15 protein-coding genes are annotated in these 13,381 nt (G+C 65.7%); 11 read left to right on the top strand and 4 right to left on the bottom strand.

From position 1 onward, the window contains the following. The first annotated feature begins 1 nt into the window (after position 1). From rplS to Q5H94_RS10650, 11 genes are all read left to right on the top strand, one after another. Positions 2-394: a 50S ribosomal protein L19 gene (rplS, locus tag Q5H94_RS10700; protein ID WP_304561252.1), complete on the top strand. Its 393-nt coding sequence runs from the start codon at positions 2-4 to the stop codon at positions 392-394. 126 nt (positions 395-520) lie between these two features. Continuing rightward, the gene (locus tag Q5H94_RS10695) at positions 521-670 is read left to right on the top strand and encodes a hypothetical protein (RefSeq protein ID WP_304561251.1); all 150 of its coding nucleotides are present in this window, start codon (positions 521-523) and stop codon (positions 668-670) included. A gap of 223 nt (positions 671-893) precedes the next feature. Continuing rightward, a complete protein-coding gene (locus Q5H94_RS10690) occupies positions 894-1,457 on the top strand; it encodes a manganese efflux pump MntP (protein ID WP_304561250.1) in 564 nt (187 codons plus the stop codon). 23 nt (positions 1,458-1,480) lie between these two features. After that, positions 1,481-2,830: a DUF418 domain-containing protein gene (locus Q5H94_RS10685; RefSeq protein WP_304561249.1), complete on the top strand. Its 1,350-nt coding sequence runs from the start codon at positions 1,481-1,483 to the stop codon at positions 2,828-2,830. A gap of 15 nt (positions 2,831-2,845) precedes the next feature. Continuing rightward, complete coding sequence (locus tag Q5H94_RS10680; protein WP_304561248.1) at positions 2,846-5,074, top strand: S9 family peptidase; 2,229 nt, start codon at positions 2,846-2,848, stop codon at positions 5,072-5,074. Positions 5,075-5,099: 25 nt separating this feature from the next. Beyond that, complete coding sequence (locus Q5H94_RS10675) at positions 5,100-5,627, top strand: aspartyl/asparaginyl beta-hydroxylase domain-containing protein (RefSeq protein ID WP_304561247.1); 528 nt, start codon at positions 5,100-5,102, stop codon at positions 5,625-5,627. 118 nt (positions 5,628-5,745) lie between these two features. Continuing rightward, positions 5,746-6,774: an aspartate-semialdehyde dehydrogenase gene (locus Q5H94_RS10670; RefSeq protein ID WP_304561246.1), complete on the top strand. Its 1,029-nt coding sequence runs from the start codon at positions 5,746-5,748 to the stop codon at positions 6,772-6,774. Next, positions 6,774-7,205 (top strand): GFA family protein, encoded by a 432-nt coding sequence (locus Q5H94_RS10665; RefSeq protein WP_459112955.1) that lies wholly within the window; start codon positions 6,774-6,776, stop codon positions 7,203-7,205. Before Q5H94_RS10670 ends, Q5H94_RS10665 begins: the two co-directional genes overlap by 1 nt. Continuing rightward, a complete protein-coding gene (locus tag Q5H94_RS10660) occupies positions 7,202-7,654 on the top strand; it encodes a GFA family protein (RefSeq protein ID WP_304561244.1) in 453 nt (150 codons plus the stop codon). Before Q5H94_RS10665 ends, Q5H94_RS10660 begins: the two co-directional genes overlap by 4 nt. After that, positions 7,635-8,396 carry an alpha/beta fold hydrolase gene (locus tag Q5H94_RS10655; RefSeq protein WP_304561243.1) on the top strand — a complete coding sequence of 254 codons (762 nt, stop codon included), beginning with the start codon at positions 7,635-7,637 and terminating at the stop codon, positions 8,394-8,396. Before Q5H94_RS10660 ends, Q5H94_RS10655 begins: the two co-directional genes overlap by 20 nt. 59 nt (positions 8,397-8,455) lie before the next feature. Next, positions 8,456-10,294, top strand: a complete 1,839-nt coding sequence (locus tag Q5H94_RS10650) for a M2 family metallopeptidase (RefSeq protein WP_304561242.1) — start codon at positions 8,456-8,458, stop codon at positions 10,292-10,294. Between the two features lie 122 nt (positions 10,295-10,416). Here the strand turns inward: Q5H94_RS10650 and Q5H94_RS10645 are convergent, their stop codons facing one another. The 4 genes from Q5H94_RS10645 to Q5H94_RS10630 form a co-directional block, all read right to left on the bottom strand. After that, positions 10,417-10,833: a hypothetical protein gene (locus tag Q5H94_RS10645; protein ID WP_304561241.1), complete on the bottom strand. Its 417-nt coding sequence runs from the start codon at positions 10,831-10,833 to the stop codon at positions 10,417-10,419. A 71-nt stretch (positions 10,834-10,904) separates the two neighbouring features. Beyond that, the gene (locus Q5H94_RS10640) at positions 10,905-12,347 is read right to left on the bottom strand and encodes an AMP nucleosidase (protein WP_304561240.1); all 1,443 of its coding nucleotides are present in this window, start codon (positions 12,345-12,347) and stop codon (positions 10,905-10,907) included. A 70-nt stretch (positions 12,348-12,417) separates the two neighbouring features. After that, positions 12,418-12,747 carry a hypothetical protein gene (locus Q5H94_RS10635; protein WP_304561239.1) on the bottom strand — a complete coding sequence of 110 codons (330 nt, stop codon included), beginning with the start codon at positions 12,745-12,747 and terminating at the stop codon, positions 12,418-12,420. Between the two features lie 104 nt (positions 12,748-12,851). Further along, positions 12,852-13,334, bottom strand: a complete 483-nt coding sequence (locus tag Q5H94_RS10630; RefSeq protein WP_304561238.1) for a peroxiredoxin — start codon at positions 13,332-13,334, stop codon at positions 12,852-12,854. Positions 13,335-13,381: the final 47 nt, after the last annotated feature.

Here is a 13,381-nt window from a genome sequence, read left to right as displayed (position 1 = left end):
GATGAATCTCATCCAGACCATCGAAGCCGAGAACATCGCCAAGTTTCTCGAAGCGAAGAAGATCCCCGAATTCCGCCCTGGCGACACGCTGAAGGTCGGCGTGAAGGTCGTCGAAGGCGAGCGCACCCGCGTGCAGAACTACGAAGGCGTGTGCATCGCGCGTTCGAACAAGGGCATGGGTTCGAACTTCACGGTTCGCAAGATCAGCTTCGGCGAGGGCGTCGAGCGCGTCTTCCCGCTGTATTCGCCGAACATCGACAGCATCGAAGTCGTCCGCAAGGGCGCCGTGCGTCGCGCCAAGCTCTATTACCTGCGCGGCCGCACCGGCAAGTCGGCGCGTATCGCCGAGCGCCGCGACAACCGCCCCGCCAAGGGCACCGTCGCCGCCGAATAAGCGCGCGGTCAGTGATTGTGAAAAGGGCGTCGGGGCGTGGCTCCGGCGCCCTTTTCGCGTTTTCGGACCTGTCAGGCGGCTGCCGCGTTTCCTATGTTCAATCGATAGCAGCAAGGAGAGGCCGACATGGACCACAAGGCAGAATGGACGAAGGAACTGCGCGTCCTTCTCGACAAGGTGCAGAACCATCCGTCCGCGGATCTGACCGCGGAGCGCGAGCGGATCGTGTTGCTGCAGAACCTCATCGCCTCGCATGAGCAGAAGGCCGACGCCTGACTTCTTGATGCTGACCGTGCTTCTTGTTAGAGGGCGGGCGTTGGGGAGTAGCATCCGGCGCGGGCGTTTCGCTCACTCATAGCCGGGGTCGCATCAACACACTTGGACCTTTCGGGTCTATGGTGCGGCCAGCGGGTTCACCGCCTTGCGAGACCAGCATGTCCCATGCCGCACCGGCCGGCATGGCGATATGCTGTCGCGCGCGCCCGGTGGAGTTGTTCCCTTGACCCCTCTCGCCATTCTCGCCCTGTCGCTCAGCATGTCCGCCGACGCCTTTGCCGCGTCGATCGGTCGCGGTGCGTCGCATCGCCCGAACTGGAACCAGACGATCAAGTCCGCGCTCGTGTTCGGCGTGGTCGAGGGCATCACGCCGGTAATCGGCTGGCTGTTTGGCAAGCTGGCGAGTGGATTCGTCGGCGCGGTCGCGCCGTGGATCGCTTTCGCCCTGCTGATCGTCGTCGGCGGGCGGATGATCTGGGAGGCGTTCCACCGCGACCAGGAGGACGACGCGCCGCCCTCGCAAAACCCTTTCCTGCTGATCGCGATGGCGATCGGCACGAGCATCGACGCGGCGGCGGTCGGCGTGTCGCTGGCGTTGATCGGCACGCCGATCCTCATCATCGCTTTGTGCATCGGCGTTTCGACGCTGATCATCACCGGCATCGGCCTGCGTATCGGCCGCGCGGCGGGCGACCGGCTCGGATCGGGCGCGGAGGTGATCGGCGGGCTCGTGCTGATCGGTTTCGGCGTCCACACCGCGCTGGAGCAACTCGGCTATCTCGGCTGATCCGCCTGCGTTAGGCGAAGGCGATGAGCGACCCTGCGACGACGACTGAGCCCGATGGCGCGCCGCGCATCGCGGTGCTCGACATACTGCGCGGGGTGGCGATTCTTGGCATCCTGTTTATGAACTTCAATGACATGGGAAGATCGCTCTGGGCGTCGAGCGATGACATCCGCAGTCTTGGGTGGGATGCTGCGGACCGGACCATTTGGTTCCTGCGCGAGGTGCTTGCCAACGGCACGGCGCGCGGGATGCTGGAGATGCTATTCGGCGCGGGCATGGTAATCCTGACCGACAAGGCGATGACGACGGCCAGCTTCCAGAAGGTGATGGCGCGCTATTACTGGCGCAACCTGATCCTGCTGCTGTTCGGACTGGTGCATCTGTTCGTGCTGCTATGGCCCGGCGATATCCTGCACACCTATGCGCTGGCGGCGATGATCGCGTTCCTGTTCAGCCGGCTGCGCGCGCAGGATCTCTTCATGTTCGGGCTCAGCCTGGCCGCCTTTACGCTGGTGACGGGCACATCGAACTATCTTGGCGAGGCGCAGTACCGCGCCGATCTCACCGTGGTGCAGGCGAAGCAGCAATCCGGCGCGGCGCTGGGCAAGGAGGACCGCACCCTGCTTGCCGCCGATGCCGACTACCGCAAGCGCGTCATCGCCGCAGATGCCGCCGCGAAGGCGCGCATCGCCGACGAGGACCGCTCACGGCGCGGCGATTCCGCAAGCTGGATCATGGCGCAATGGCGCGTCGCGCTGGCCCGCGAGACCGATCCCGCCGCGATCGGCGCGATCTGGGAAGCTGCGGCGACGATGCTGATCGGCGCAGGGCTGTTCCGGCTCGGCATCGTGCAGGGGCTGCGCTCGCGACGTTTCTACTGGCGGCTTACCCTCCTCGCCTATGCGATCGGCGTGACCTTGCGCACGACGGGCGCGATCGAGACGATGCACTTCGACGATGCTCCGAAGATCGGTTTCGCGATCGGCGAGGTCGCGCGGCTGGCGATGACGCTGGGCCATGTCGGCGCGGTCAACCTGCTGCTGACGACAGCGTTCGGCGCGCGCCTGCTGAAGCCGCTCGCGGCGGCGGGGCGAACGGCGCTGACGCTCTATATCCTGCAATCGCTGATCGGGCTGTGGCTGATCTTCCCGCCCTTTGCGCTCGGCCTGTACGGCACGCTGAGCTGGGCGCCGCTGATGGGCATGGCGCTCGTCATCGATGTGCTGCTCCTGCTCGCGGCGAACCTCTATCTCCGCTATTTCGATATAGCGCCGGTGGAATGGACGTGGCGCTCGCTGGTCGAGGGGCGGGCGCTGCCGTGGCGCAAGCGGGCTGGCGTTCGCCGCGAAGTCGGGGCATCGCGAGCGGCATGAGTTTGGAGACCGTGGATGTGGAATGGCTGGTGGCTGGCGGCGGCGCTTGCGGCGATACCGGGGGCGGCGATGCCGGCTGAGGCGCCTACCGAAAAGCTGACGCTAGAACGCGTCTTCGGCAGCCCCGATCTCGCGGGCCCGCAGCCGCGCGCGCTGAAGCTGTCGCCCGACGGCACGTTGTTGACCTCGCTGCGCCCGCGCGCCGACGACAAGGACCGGCTCGACCTCTGGGTGCGCGACACGCGCACTGGCGAGGAGAGGATGCTGGTCGATTCGCGCAAGATCGGCAGCGGCGCGGAGCTGACCGAGACCGAGAAGATGCAGCGCGAGCGCGCGCGCATCGCCGGCAGCAAGGGCATCGTGAAATACGAGTGGGCGCCCGACGGCAAGGCGATCCTCGTCCCGCTCGACGGCGATCTCTACCTCGCCACGCGTGACGGCGAGACGCGGCGGCTGACGGCGACGCCCGGCGGGCAGCTCAACCCCGACGTAAGCCCGCGCGGAAGCTATGTGAGTTTCGTGCGGGACCAGAATCTGTTCGTCCAGCCGCTGGCGGACGGCCCCATGGATTCCGGGCTGCGCGCGCTGACGCAGGACGGCGCGGGGACGGTGCATTGGGGCGAGGCCGAGTTCGTCGCGCAGGAGGAAATGCACCGCACCGCCGGATACTGGTGGTCGCCCGACGAGAGCCGCATCGCGGTCGAGCGGTTCGACGAAGCGCCGGTCGGTGTGGTCACGCGCGCGGCGATCGGCGCGAAGGGCACAAAGGTCTACGACCAGCGCTATCCGGCGGCGGGCACGCCGAACGTCCTAGTCGAGCTCTATGTCGTCGCGCTCGACGGCGCGCGGGTGAAGGTCGATCTGGGGAGCAATCCCGACATCTATCTCGCGCGGGTCGATTGGACGCCCGACGGCAAGACCTTGCTGGTGCAGCGCCAGAGCCGCGACCAGAAGACGCTCGATATGCTCGCGGTCGATCCGGCGACGGGCAAGGCGAAGGTATTGTTCACCGAGAAATCGGGCGCGCGGAGCTGGCTGAATCTCAGCGATGCCTATCGTCCGCTCCGGGACGGCAGCCTGATCTGGGCGTCGGAGCGCAGCGGCTTCCGCCAGCTCTACCGCTACGCGAAGCGGAAGTGGACACCGCTGACGACGGGCGATTGGGTGGTGCAATCGCTCATCGGCGTGAACGAGCGGGAGGGCCGCATCTGGTTTGTCGGCAACAAGGACGGCGCGCTCGAACAGCATGTCTACACGCTCGACCTCAAGCATCCCGAGACCGTCACGCGGCTGACCGAGGCCGGTTGGTGGAACACGGCGACGATGGACGGCGCGGCGAGCCGGCTGATCGTGACGCGATCCAACCCGTCACAGCCGCCGCAGACCTATCTGGCGGACACGACCGGTGCGCGGCTGGCGTGGATCAACGAAAATGCGGTGACGGCAGGGCATCCTTACTATCCTTTCCTGCTCGCGCACCGCGAGACGACGTTCGGCACGATCAAGGCGGCCGATGGATCGGACCTGCATTACGAGATGATCACGCCGCCGCTGGAGCCGGGGAAGAGATACCCGGTATTCTTCCAGCATTATGGTGGCCCCGGCACGGGCCAGCAGGTGACGCGCGGATGGCAGGGGGCGCTCCCGCAATATCTCGTCCAGCAGGGCTGGATCTTCTTCCAGATCGACAATCGCGGATCGTACAATCGCGGCAAGGCCTTCGAGGACCAGATCTACCGCGCGATGGGCAGCGTCGAGGTGGCGGACCAGCTCGCGGGCGCGCTGTGGCTGAAGACGCAGCCGTTCGTGGCGGGCGACAAGATCGCGACCTACGGCTGGTCCTACGGCGGATACATGACGCTGAAGATGCTGGAGGCGAACCCCGGCGTCTATGCGGCGGGCGTGTCGGGTGCGCCGGTGACGATGTGGGAACTCTACGACACGCATTATACCGAACGCTACATGGGCGATCCGAAGAAGGATGCGGCGGCATACAAAACCTCGGACGCGATCGACGATGCGGCGAAGATCCGCGATCCGCTGCTGCTGATCCACGGCATGGCCGACGATAACGTCGTGTTCGAAAACTCGACCGCCTTCGCCTCCGAGATGCAGCGGAAGAACCGCCCGTTCGAGATGATGTTCTACCCCGGCTACACCCACCGCGTCGGCGGGCCGGGGATCAGCGAGCATCTGTGGGGGACGATCCTCAGTTTCCTCGATCGCGAAGTGAAAGCGAAATGACGGCCGAGGGCGGGGAGCGCGCGGGGTGAAGCTCGAGGTGGCGCTGCGGGAGATGTTCGCCTATCCGATCGCGGACATACTGGCGGCGATGCCGGAGGAGGGCGATCCCGTCTGGGCGCAATTCGCGCTGCGGCAGACGGCCTATCCGGTCCACAAGGCAACGCGGTCGATCGTACTGCACTGGCGCGGCGATGGTGAGGACGGCCCCGTATTCACTTTCGATTATGCACCGGTCGCGTTGCGGAAGGCGGTCGCGGCCTGCGGCGAGACGATCCGGGCGACGCTGGGCGGGAGGCTGCTGCAGTTGATGCTCACGGAATTGCCCGCTGGAGCGACAGTGCAGCGTCACGTCGATGGCGCGCCGGCGCTGGTGGCGTCGCACCGCTGCCATCTGCCGGTGCTGACCAACGATGCGGTCTCCTTCATGATCGGCGGCGTCGATCATCACCTGGAAGCGGGCAGCGTCTATGAATTCGACAATACCCGCCCGCACGCCGTGTTCAATCGCGGCGAGACCCGGCGCGTTCACCTGATCTGCGACGTTCTGCCCTAGCCCGAGCGACAGCCGGCCAAAGAAACGCTACGTCTGCGCAGACTGGACAAAATGACCGGGAAGCGTATGCGCGCGTTTCGTATTTTGCCATGTTACTTTTTGAAGGCCGGAGTTGGTTATGGGGTACAGGGTCGTCGTCGCGGGTGCGACGGGCAATGTCGGGCGCGAGATGCTCAACATCCTTGCGGAACGCGAGTTTCCGCTCGACGAGATCGCGGTCGTCGCGTCCTCGCGCAGCCAGGGCGACGAGATCGATTTCGGGGAGACGGGCAAGAAGCTCAAGGTCCAGAACATCGATAATTTCGATCCCAAGGGCTGGGACATGGCGCTGTTCGCGATCGGCTCGGACGCGACCAAGATCCACGCGCCGCGCTTCGCCGCTGCCGGCTGCACGGTGATCGACAATTCGTCGCTCTACCGCATGGACCCCGACGTGCCGCTGATCGTGCCGGAGGTTAACCCCGAGGCGATCGAAGGCTATCGCCGCAAGAACATCATCGCCAACCCGAACTGCTCGACCGCGCAGATGGTCGTCGCGCTCAAGCCGCTGCATGATTTTGCGAAGATCAAGCGCGTCGTTGTCGCGACCTATCAGTCGGTGTCGGGCGCGGGCAAGGCGGGCATGGACGAGCTGTTCGAGCAGAGCCGCAACATTTTCGTCGGCGACAGTGCCGAGGCGAAGAAGTTCACCAAGCAGATCGCCTTCAACGTGATCCCGCACATCGACAGCTTCCTGGAGGATGGCTCCACCAAGGAAGAGTGGAAGATGGTGGTCGAGACCAAGAAAATCCTCGATCCGAAGATCAAGGTGACGGCAACGTGCGTGCGCGTGCCGGTGTTCGTCGGCCATTCGGAAGCGATCAACATCGAGTTCGAGAACGAGATCACCGCCGCGCAGGCGCAGAAGATCCTGCGCGAGGCACCGGGCGTGATGCTCGTCGACAAGCGCGAGGACGGCGGATACGTGACCCCGATCGAGTGCGTCGGCGAATACGCGACCTTCATCAGCCGCGTGCGCGAGGATTCGACCGTCGACAACGGGCTGAGCCTGTGGTGCGTCAGCGACAACCTCCGCAAGGGCGCCGCGCTCAACGCGGTGCAGATCGCCGAACTGCTCGGACGGCGGCACCTGCAAAAGGCGGCGTAGTGTTGGAGGGCGGTTGTCGCTGCGGGGCGGTGCGGTACACGCTCGCGCTGGATGCGTTGCCGTCCGCCTATGCCTGTCATTGTCACCAGTGCCAGCGCTGGAGCGGTTCCGCCTTCAGCCTGCAGGCTTTAGTGCCGGAGGCGGCGCTGAGCGTTTCCGGCCCGGTCGCAGTCTACGAAAAGACGACCGAGGACCGTGTCTCGACCCAGCGTGTCTGCGGCGAATGTCATTCGCGCATCTACAATACCAATACCCGCCGACCCGGCGTCGCGGTGATCCGCGCCGGCACGCTCGACGATTCGGAAGCGCTCGAGTGCGTGGCGCATATCTTTACCGCGACGAAGCAGCGCTGGGTACTTTTGCCGGAAGGCGTACCCGCTTACGCCGCTGCGCCACCGCCGGATGAGATGAAGGCCGCGCTCAGCCGATGACGAGCGAGATCGTCACCGGCGGCTGCCAATGCGAGCGCATCCGGTACGCGGTCGCGATCGCGGATGACGACGCCTATCTCTGCCACTGCCGGATGTGCCAGCGCGCCACCGGCGGCGTCTCGATCGCGTTCAAGAACGTGAAGATCGCCGATGTGGAATGGACCACGCGGGAGCCCGAGCGCTACCAGTCTTCGCCGATCGCGCATCGCGGCCATTGTCGGGAGTGCGGGACGCCGCTGACCTTCGAGTTCCTCAAGCCCGGCGAGACGATGGACCTGACCGTCGGCAGCTTCGATGCACCGGGACGGTTCGTTCCCAAGCATCACTTCGCGATCGAGAGCATGCACGAAGCGTGGATCGACACGCGCGGCCTGCCGGGCATAAGGAGCGAGGACAATCCCTCGACCGCAGACCGCTGGATGGAAGCCGTTGGCAAACTCCCCGATTGATCCCGAGTTCTTTGATGGTTTCGACGGCGCGCGGCTCGCGTGGCGGGAAACGGGGAAGGGACGCCCGGTCATCCTGATCCACGGCTATTTCTCCGACGCCTTCACCAACTGGATTCGCTACGGGCATGCGGCGCGGATCGCCGAGCGCGGCTTCCGCGTCATCATGCCGGATCTGCGCGCGCACGGCAGCAGCGCCAAGCCGCATGACGCCGCGAGCTATCCGCCCGACGTGCTGATGCGCGACGGCTTCGCGCTGGTCGAGCATCTCGGGCTCACCGACTATGATCTCGCCGGCTATTCGCTCGGCGGGCGGACGACGATGCGGATGCTCGCCAACGGCGCTGGCCCGCGTCGCGTCGTGCTTTCGGGCATGGGCTATCAGGGGATCGTCCACACTGCCGGGCGCGGGCGCTATTTCCACCATGTCCTCACCAATCTCGGCAGCTTCGAGCGCGGCACGAACGAGTGGATGATCGAGGCCTTCCTCAAGACCACCAAGGGCGACCCGGAGGCATTGCTGCGCATCCTCGACACGTTCGTCGACACGCCGCCGGAGGCCATCGCGGCGATCACTCAGCCCGCTCTCGTGCTAACCGGCGTGGATGACGACGACAACGGATCGGGCGCGGAGCTGGCGGCTGCGATGCCGAACGGGACATTCCGCGAGATACCGGGCAATCACATGAGCGCCGTCATCAAGCCCGAGCTCGGGCAGGAGATCGCGGACTTCCTCGCGGCTTGACCCGCAGCGCCCGGCGGGACAGGTTGGCCGTATCCAACGATACGAAAAAGGGCCTCCCCATGATCCGCACCGGAATCTCCTCGATCGCAATCGCGGTCGCATTCCTCGCCGCGCCTGCGTTCGCTGACACCGCCGCGCCTGTCGCCACCGCCGTCGCGACGCCGACCGCCGCCGAGGCCGACGCCTTCGTCGCCGAGGCCGAGAAGGTCGGCGCGGATTTCTCGACGCCGGCGCAGCAGGTCGCGTGGATCAACGCGACCTACATCACCGATGATACCGATGCGATCGCCGCCAAATACGGTGCCGACGCGACCGAGCTGCAGGTGAAATACGCGCTCGGCGCGGCGAAGTTCGCGAACGTTCCGGGCCTGTCTTTCGATACCAAGCGCAAGCTCGATCTGCTGCGCTCCGCCGTCACGCTCCCTGCGCCGACCAAGCCGGGTGCTGCGACCGAGCTGTCGACGCTGGTGACGCGGATGGGCTCCTCCTACGGCAAGGGCAAGGGCACGCTCGACGGGAAAACCATCAACGGCAGCGATATCGAGGCGGCGATGGGCGAGAGCCGTGATCCCGCCAAGCTCAAGGAAATGTGGGTCAGCTGGCACGACAATGTCGGCGCGCCGATGCGCAAGGATTACGAGCGCCACGTCGTCATCGCCAATGAGGGCGCCAAGGAACTCGGCTATGCCGATGTCGGCGCGCTGTGGCGCTCGGGCTACGACATGAAGCCCGACGAGTTCGCCGCGCTGACCGACAAACTCTGGAAGCAGGTCGAGCCGCTGTATCTCGCGCTGCACACCTATGTCCGCGCCAAGCTCAACGAGAAATACGGCGACGCGGTGCAGGCCAAGACCGGCCCGATCCGCGCCGATCTGCTCGGCAATATGTGGGCGCAGGAATGGGGCAATATCTACGACGTCGTCGCGCCGAAGGGAGCGGGCGATCTCGGCTACGATACTGGCGAGCTGCTCAAGGCCAAGGGTTACGACCCGATCAAGATGTTCAAGACCGGCGAAGGTTTCTACTCCTCGCTCGGCTTCAAGCCGCTGCCGGACAGTTTCTGGGTGCGCTCGCAGATCGTGAAGCCCGCCGACCGCGAGGTGATCTGCCACGCCTCGGCCTGGGACGTCGACAACAAGGACGATCTGCGCATCAAGATGTGTACCAAGGTCAATGCCGACGATTTCGTGACGATCCATCACGAGATGGGCCACAATTACTACCAGCGCGCCTATAACAAGCAGCCGTTCCTGTACGAGAACGGCGCGAACGACGGCTTCCACGAGGCGATCGGCGATTTCGTCGCGCTGTCGATCACGCCGGATTATCTCGTGAAGATCGGCCTGCTCGACCAGGCGAAGGTGCCGAGCGCTGACAAGGATATCGGCCTGCTGCTGCGCCAGGCGATGGACAAGGTGGCGTTCCTGCCCTTCGGCCTGCTGATCGACAAATGGCGCTGGGGCGTATTCTCGGGCGCGATCCCGGCGAACGGCTACGAAAAAGGCTGGAACGACCTGCGCCTGAAATACCAGGGCATCGTGCCCCCGGTCGCGCGCGACGAGACCAAGTTCGATCCCGGCGCGAAATATCACGTGCCAGCGAGCGTGCCGTACACGCGCTATTTCCTCGCGCGGCTGCTGCAGTTCCAGTTCTATCAGGCTGCGTGCAAGCAGGCCGGATGGAAGGGGCCGCTGCACCGCTGCTCGTTCTACGGCAACAAAGCTGTCGGCGCGAAGCTCGACGCGATGCTGACGATGGGCCAGTCGAAGCCCTGGCCCGAGGCGCTGCAGGCTTTCACCGGCACGCGCGAAATGAGCGGGCAGGCGCTGGTCGACTATTTCGCGCCGCTGAAGAAGTGGCTAGACGCGCAGAACAAGGGGAAGCCGAGCGGGTGGTGATCGTTTAGGCCGAAACTACGCCGTTCGCCCTGAGCTTGTCGAAGGGCTGCCCTTCTTTCCACAGTCGAAGAAGGGCAGTGCTTCGACAGGCTCAGCACGAACGGTTTTTGGCGCTTGGGAGGTTAGTCCGCGGACTTAACCGGCCCCTTGGCGTCGGTCTCGACCGTGTCGGCGAGCGTCGTGGGGGCATCCTGGGCCTTCTTCGGCTTGCGGAGCGCGTAGACGGTCGCACCGGCGGCGGCCGCGACGACTGCGGCACCGCCCGCGATGGCAGCGGCGGGCCAGCCGAGGCCGCTCGTGACCTGGGTGATTTTCGAGGTCGCTTTCGACGCGGGCTTCTTTGCGGGGGCCTTGCTCGCGGCCGGCTTCTTGGCGGCAGCGGCGGCGGCGGGCTTCTTGGCGATCGTGCGCGTCGTCTTTTTCGGCGCGGCGGGCTTGGCTGCGGCCTTCGCGGCGGGAGCCTTGGTCGCGGCCGGTTTTGCGGCTGCGGGTTTCGCTGGTGCCTTCGGGGCGGCGGGCTTGGCGGGTTCGTCGGCCATCATTGCATCCTGTTTCGTTGAGCCACCGTAACGCATGACCGACGATCGGTTTCCCTGCAAGGCCGGGGCGCCTACCGGAAAGGCGGCTCGTTGAAGGCGCGGAGCTTGCGCGAGTGGAGCTTGTCGCCCTCGCGGCGGAGTTCCTCGCACGCCTCGATGCCGATCTTGAGATGCTCGGCGATGGCGCGTTCGTAGAAGCGGTTGGCCTGACCGGGCAGCTTGAGTTCGCCGTGGAGCGGCTTGTCCGACACGCACAGCAGCGTGCCGTAGGGCACGCGGAAGCGATAGCCCTGCGCGGCGATGGTGGCGCTTTCCATATCGATGCCGACCGCACGGCTGAGCGAGAAGCGCAGCGCCGATTTGGAATAGCGGAGTTCCCAGTTGCGGTCGTCGGTGGTGACGATCGTGCCGGTGCGCAGGCGGCGCTTGAGCTCCTCGCCGGTCTGGCCGGAGATCGTCTCGGCCGCGCGCGCCATCGCGAGCTGGACCTCGGCGATGGCGGGGACGGGGATCTCGGGCGGCAGCACGTCGTCGAGGACATGGTCGTCGCGCAGATAGGCGTGAGCGAGGACGTAGTCGCCGATCCGCTGGCTGGGGCGCAGGCCGCCGCAATGGCCGATCATCAGCCACGCTTCCGGCCGCAGCACGGCGAGGTGATCGCAGATCGTCTTGGCGTTGGCCGGGCCGACGCCGATGTTGACGAGCGTGATGCCGGTCCCGTCGTCGGCCATCAGGTGATAGGCGGGCATCTGGTGCCGTCGCCATGCCGACGTATCGGCCATGAACGCCTCGACATCGTCGCCCGCGTGCAGCGTGACGCCGCCCGCGCCGGAGAGCGCGGTAAAGCGACTTCCCTCGCCGAGCTGCGCAAAGGCCCAGCGGATGAATTCGTCGACGTAGCGGTGGTAGTTCGTGAACAGCACGAAGCGCTGGACATGCTCGGGCGGGGTGCCGGTGTAGTGGCGCAGGCGCGCGAGCGAGAAATCGGTGCGCAGACCGTCGAACAGCGCGAGCGGGCGGATGTCGTCGGGGATCGTGTATAGCCCGTCGGCGATCTCGTCGCCGATATAGGCGAGCTCGGTCGCGGGGAAATAGCGCGCGAGTTCGGTGGCGGAGATGCCGTCGAGGCTGGAGGCGTGTCCGGCGTCGAGAACGTAGGGAAAGGGGATTTCCTGCCGACCCGCCACCGCTTCGACCGAGACGTCGTAATCCTCGATCAGGAGCGTAAGCTGCTCGGTCAGATAGGCGGCGAACATCGCGGGTTTGGTGACGCTGATACGGTATTCGCCGGGCGACACGAGCCGCCCGAACGAGCGGGCGCGGGCGCGGGCATCGGGGGCTGCGCCGGCGTAGCGGACGATGATCTCGGGGTAGGCGAAGCTGCCGTCACGGCGGCTGTCGGGATCGGGTGTGGTGCCGGACGTAAGATAATCGGTGAGGGCCGCCTGCAGGCGGGCGACCGATGCGCTGTAGAGCCGGTCGAGCTCAGCGACGATGGTGGATGCTGTCGTCATCCACCGGGGCTATCGCAGCCTCGTTACGCTGACAAGACATTGGGGCGGCTCGAGACCGCCCCGTAGCCGATCAATGCTTCTTCGCGGGGCTCTTCGGCTTCGGCTCATCCTTGAGCAGCGTCGAGACGCCGTAGGCCGCACCCGCCACGGCGGCGGCCGCACCCGCGCCGATCGCGGCAGCGGTGCCGGGATGTTCCTTCACATAAGCGGTGGTCGCATCGACCGCCTGGCCGATCGTCTCGCGCGCCTGGGCGAGGAAGCTCGAGCCCGTCTCAGCCGCGGATTGCGCGGCGTCGGATACCGCCTGCGTCGCGCTGTCGAGCGTCTTGGCGGCGGTGTCTGCCAGCGTGGTGGCGGTGTCCGCGGTGCTGTCGGTGGTCGGCGTGATGGTCTCGGTCATGGGAACGCTCCCTTTCTCTCTAAAATCCCGTCCTAAACGAAGGGGAGAGGGGAAGCGTTCCCATGCCGAAACGTCTTTTGTCCCGGTGGAGGACCGGGCCGGCATCAGATTTCCGAGAGCAGATGCTCCGCGCTCGAGACCTTGAACTCGCCGGGCGCCTCGACGTTGAGCTGCTCGATCACGCCGTCGTTGACGAGCATCGAGAAACGCTGGCCGCGCTGACCGAGGCCGAACTTGGAGCCGTCCATTTCCAGCCCGACTGCCTTTGCGAAGTCGCCATTGCCGTCGGCGAGCATCGTGACAGACGAGTCCGAGCCCGCGTCCTTGCCCCAGGCCTTCATCACGAAGGCGTCGTTCACGGCGGTGCAGGCGATCTCGTCGATGCCCTTGGCCTTGAGCGCCTCGGCATTCTCTACATAGCCGGGCAGGTGCTTGGCCGAGCAGGTCGGCGTGAAGGCGCCGGGCACCGAGAACAGCGCGACCTTGCGGCCCGCGAAATACTCGTCCGAGCTGACCTGATCGGGGCCATCGGCCGTAACCTTGGTGAGGGTGACGCTGGGAACGCGGTCGCCGACGCTGATCGTCATAGGGGATTCTCCTAAGAATGTGGTTCGCGTGCCCTATGTCCTCGCTC

The organism is Sphingomonas immobilis (assembly GCF_030580995.1).
In the GTDB taxonomy this organism is placed as follows: Bacteria; Pseudomonadota; Alphaproteobacteria; order Sphingomonadales; family Sphingomonadaceae; genus Sphingomonas; species Sphingomonas immobilis.
Note: the sequence above shows the minus strand (reverse complement) of the source record. Positions and strands in the feature narration are given on the sequence as shown.

What these genes read in the sequence shown, in the direction of transcription:
- rplS (WP_304561252.1), top strand. Translation starts at nt 2, where the DNA reads ATGAATCTCATCCAGACCATCGAAGCCGAGAACATCGCCAAGTTTCTC.
- Q5H94_RS10695 (WP_304561251.1), top strand. Translation starts at nt 521, where the DNA reads ATGGACCACAAGGCAGAATGGACGAAGGAACTGCGCGTCCTTCTCGAC.
- Q5H94_RS10685 (WP_304561249.1), top strand. Translation starts at nt 1,481, where the DNA reads ATGAGCGACCCTGCGACGACGACTGAGCCCGATGGCGCGCCGCGCATC.
- Q5H94_RS10680 (WP_304561248.1), top strand. Translation starts at nt 2,846, where the DNA reads ATGTGGAATGGCTGGTGGCTGGCGGCGGCGCTTGCGGCGATACCGGGG.
- Q5H94_RS10670 (WP_304561246.1), top strand. Translation starts at nt 5,746, where the DNA reads ATGGGGTACAGGGTCGTCGTCGCGGGTGCGACGGGCAATGTCGGGCGC.
- Q5H94_RS10660 (WP_304561244.1), top strand. Translation starts at nt 7,202, where the DNA reads ATGACGAGCGAGATCGTCACCGGCGGCTGCCAATGCGAGCGCATCCGG.
- Q5H94_RS10650 (WP_304561242.1), top strand. Translation starts at nt 8,456, where the DNA reads ATGATCCGCACCGGAATCTCCTCGATCGCAATCGCGGTCGCATTCCTC.
- Q5H94_RS10645 (WP_304561241.1), bottom strand. Translation starts at nt 10,833, where the DNA reads ATGGCCGACGAACCCGCCAAGCCCGCCGCCCCGAAGGCACCAGCGAAA.
- Q5H94_RS10640 (WP_304561240.1), bottom strand. Translation starts at nt 12,347, where the DNA reads ATGACGACAGCATCCACCATCGTCGCTGAGCTCGACCGGCTCTACAGC.
- Q5H94_RS10635 (WP_304561239.1), bottom strand. Translation starts at nt 12,747, where the DNA reads ATGACCGAGACCATCACGCCGACCACCGACAGCACCGCGGACACCGCC.
- Q5H94_RS10630 (WP_304561238.1), bottom strand. Translation starts at nt 13,334, where the DNA reads ATGACGATCAGCGTCGGCGACCGCGTTCCCAGCGTCACCCTCACCAAG.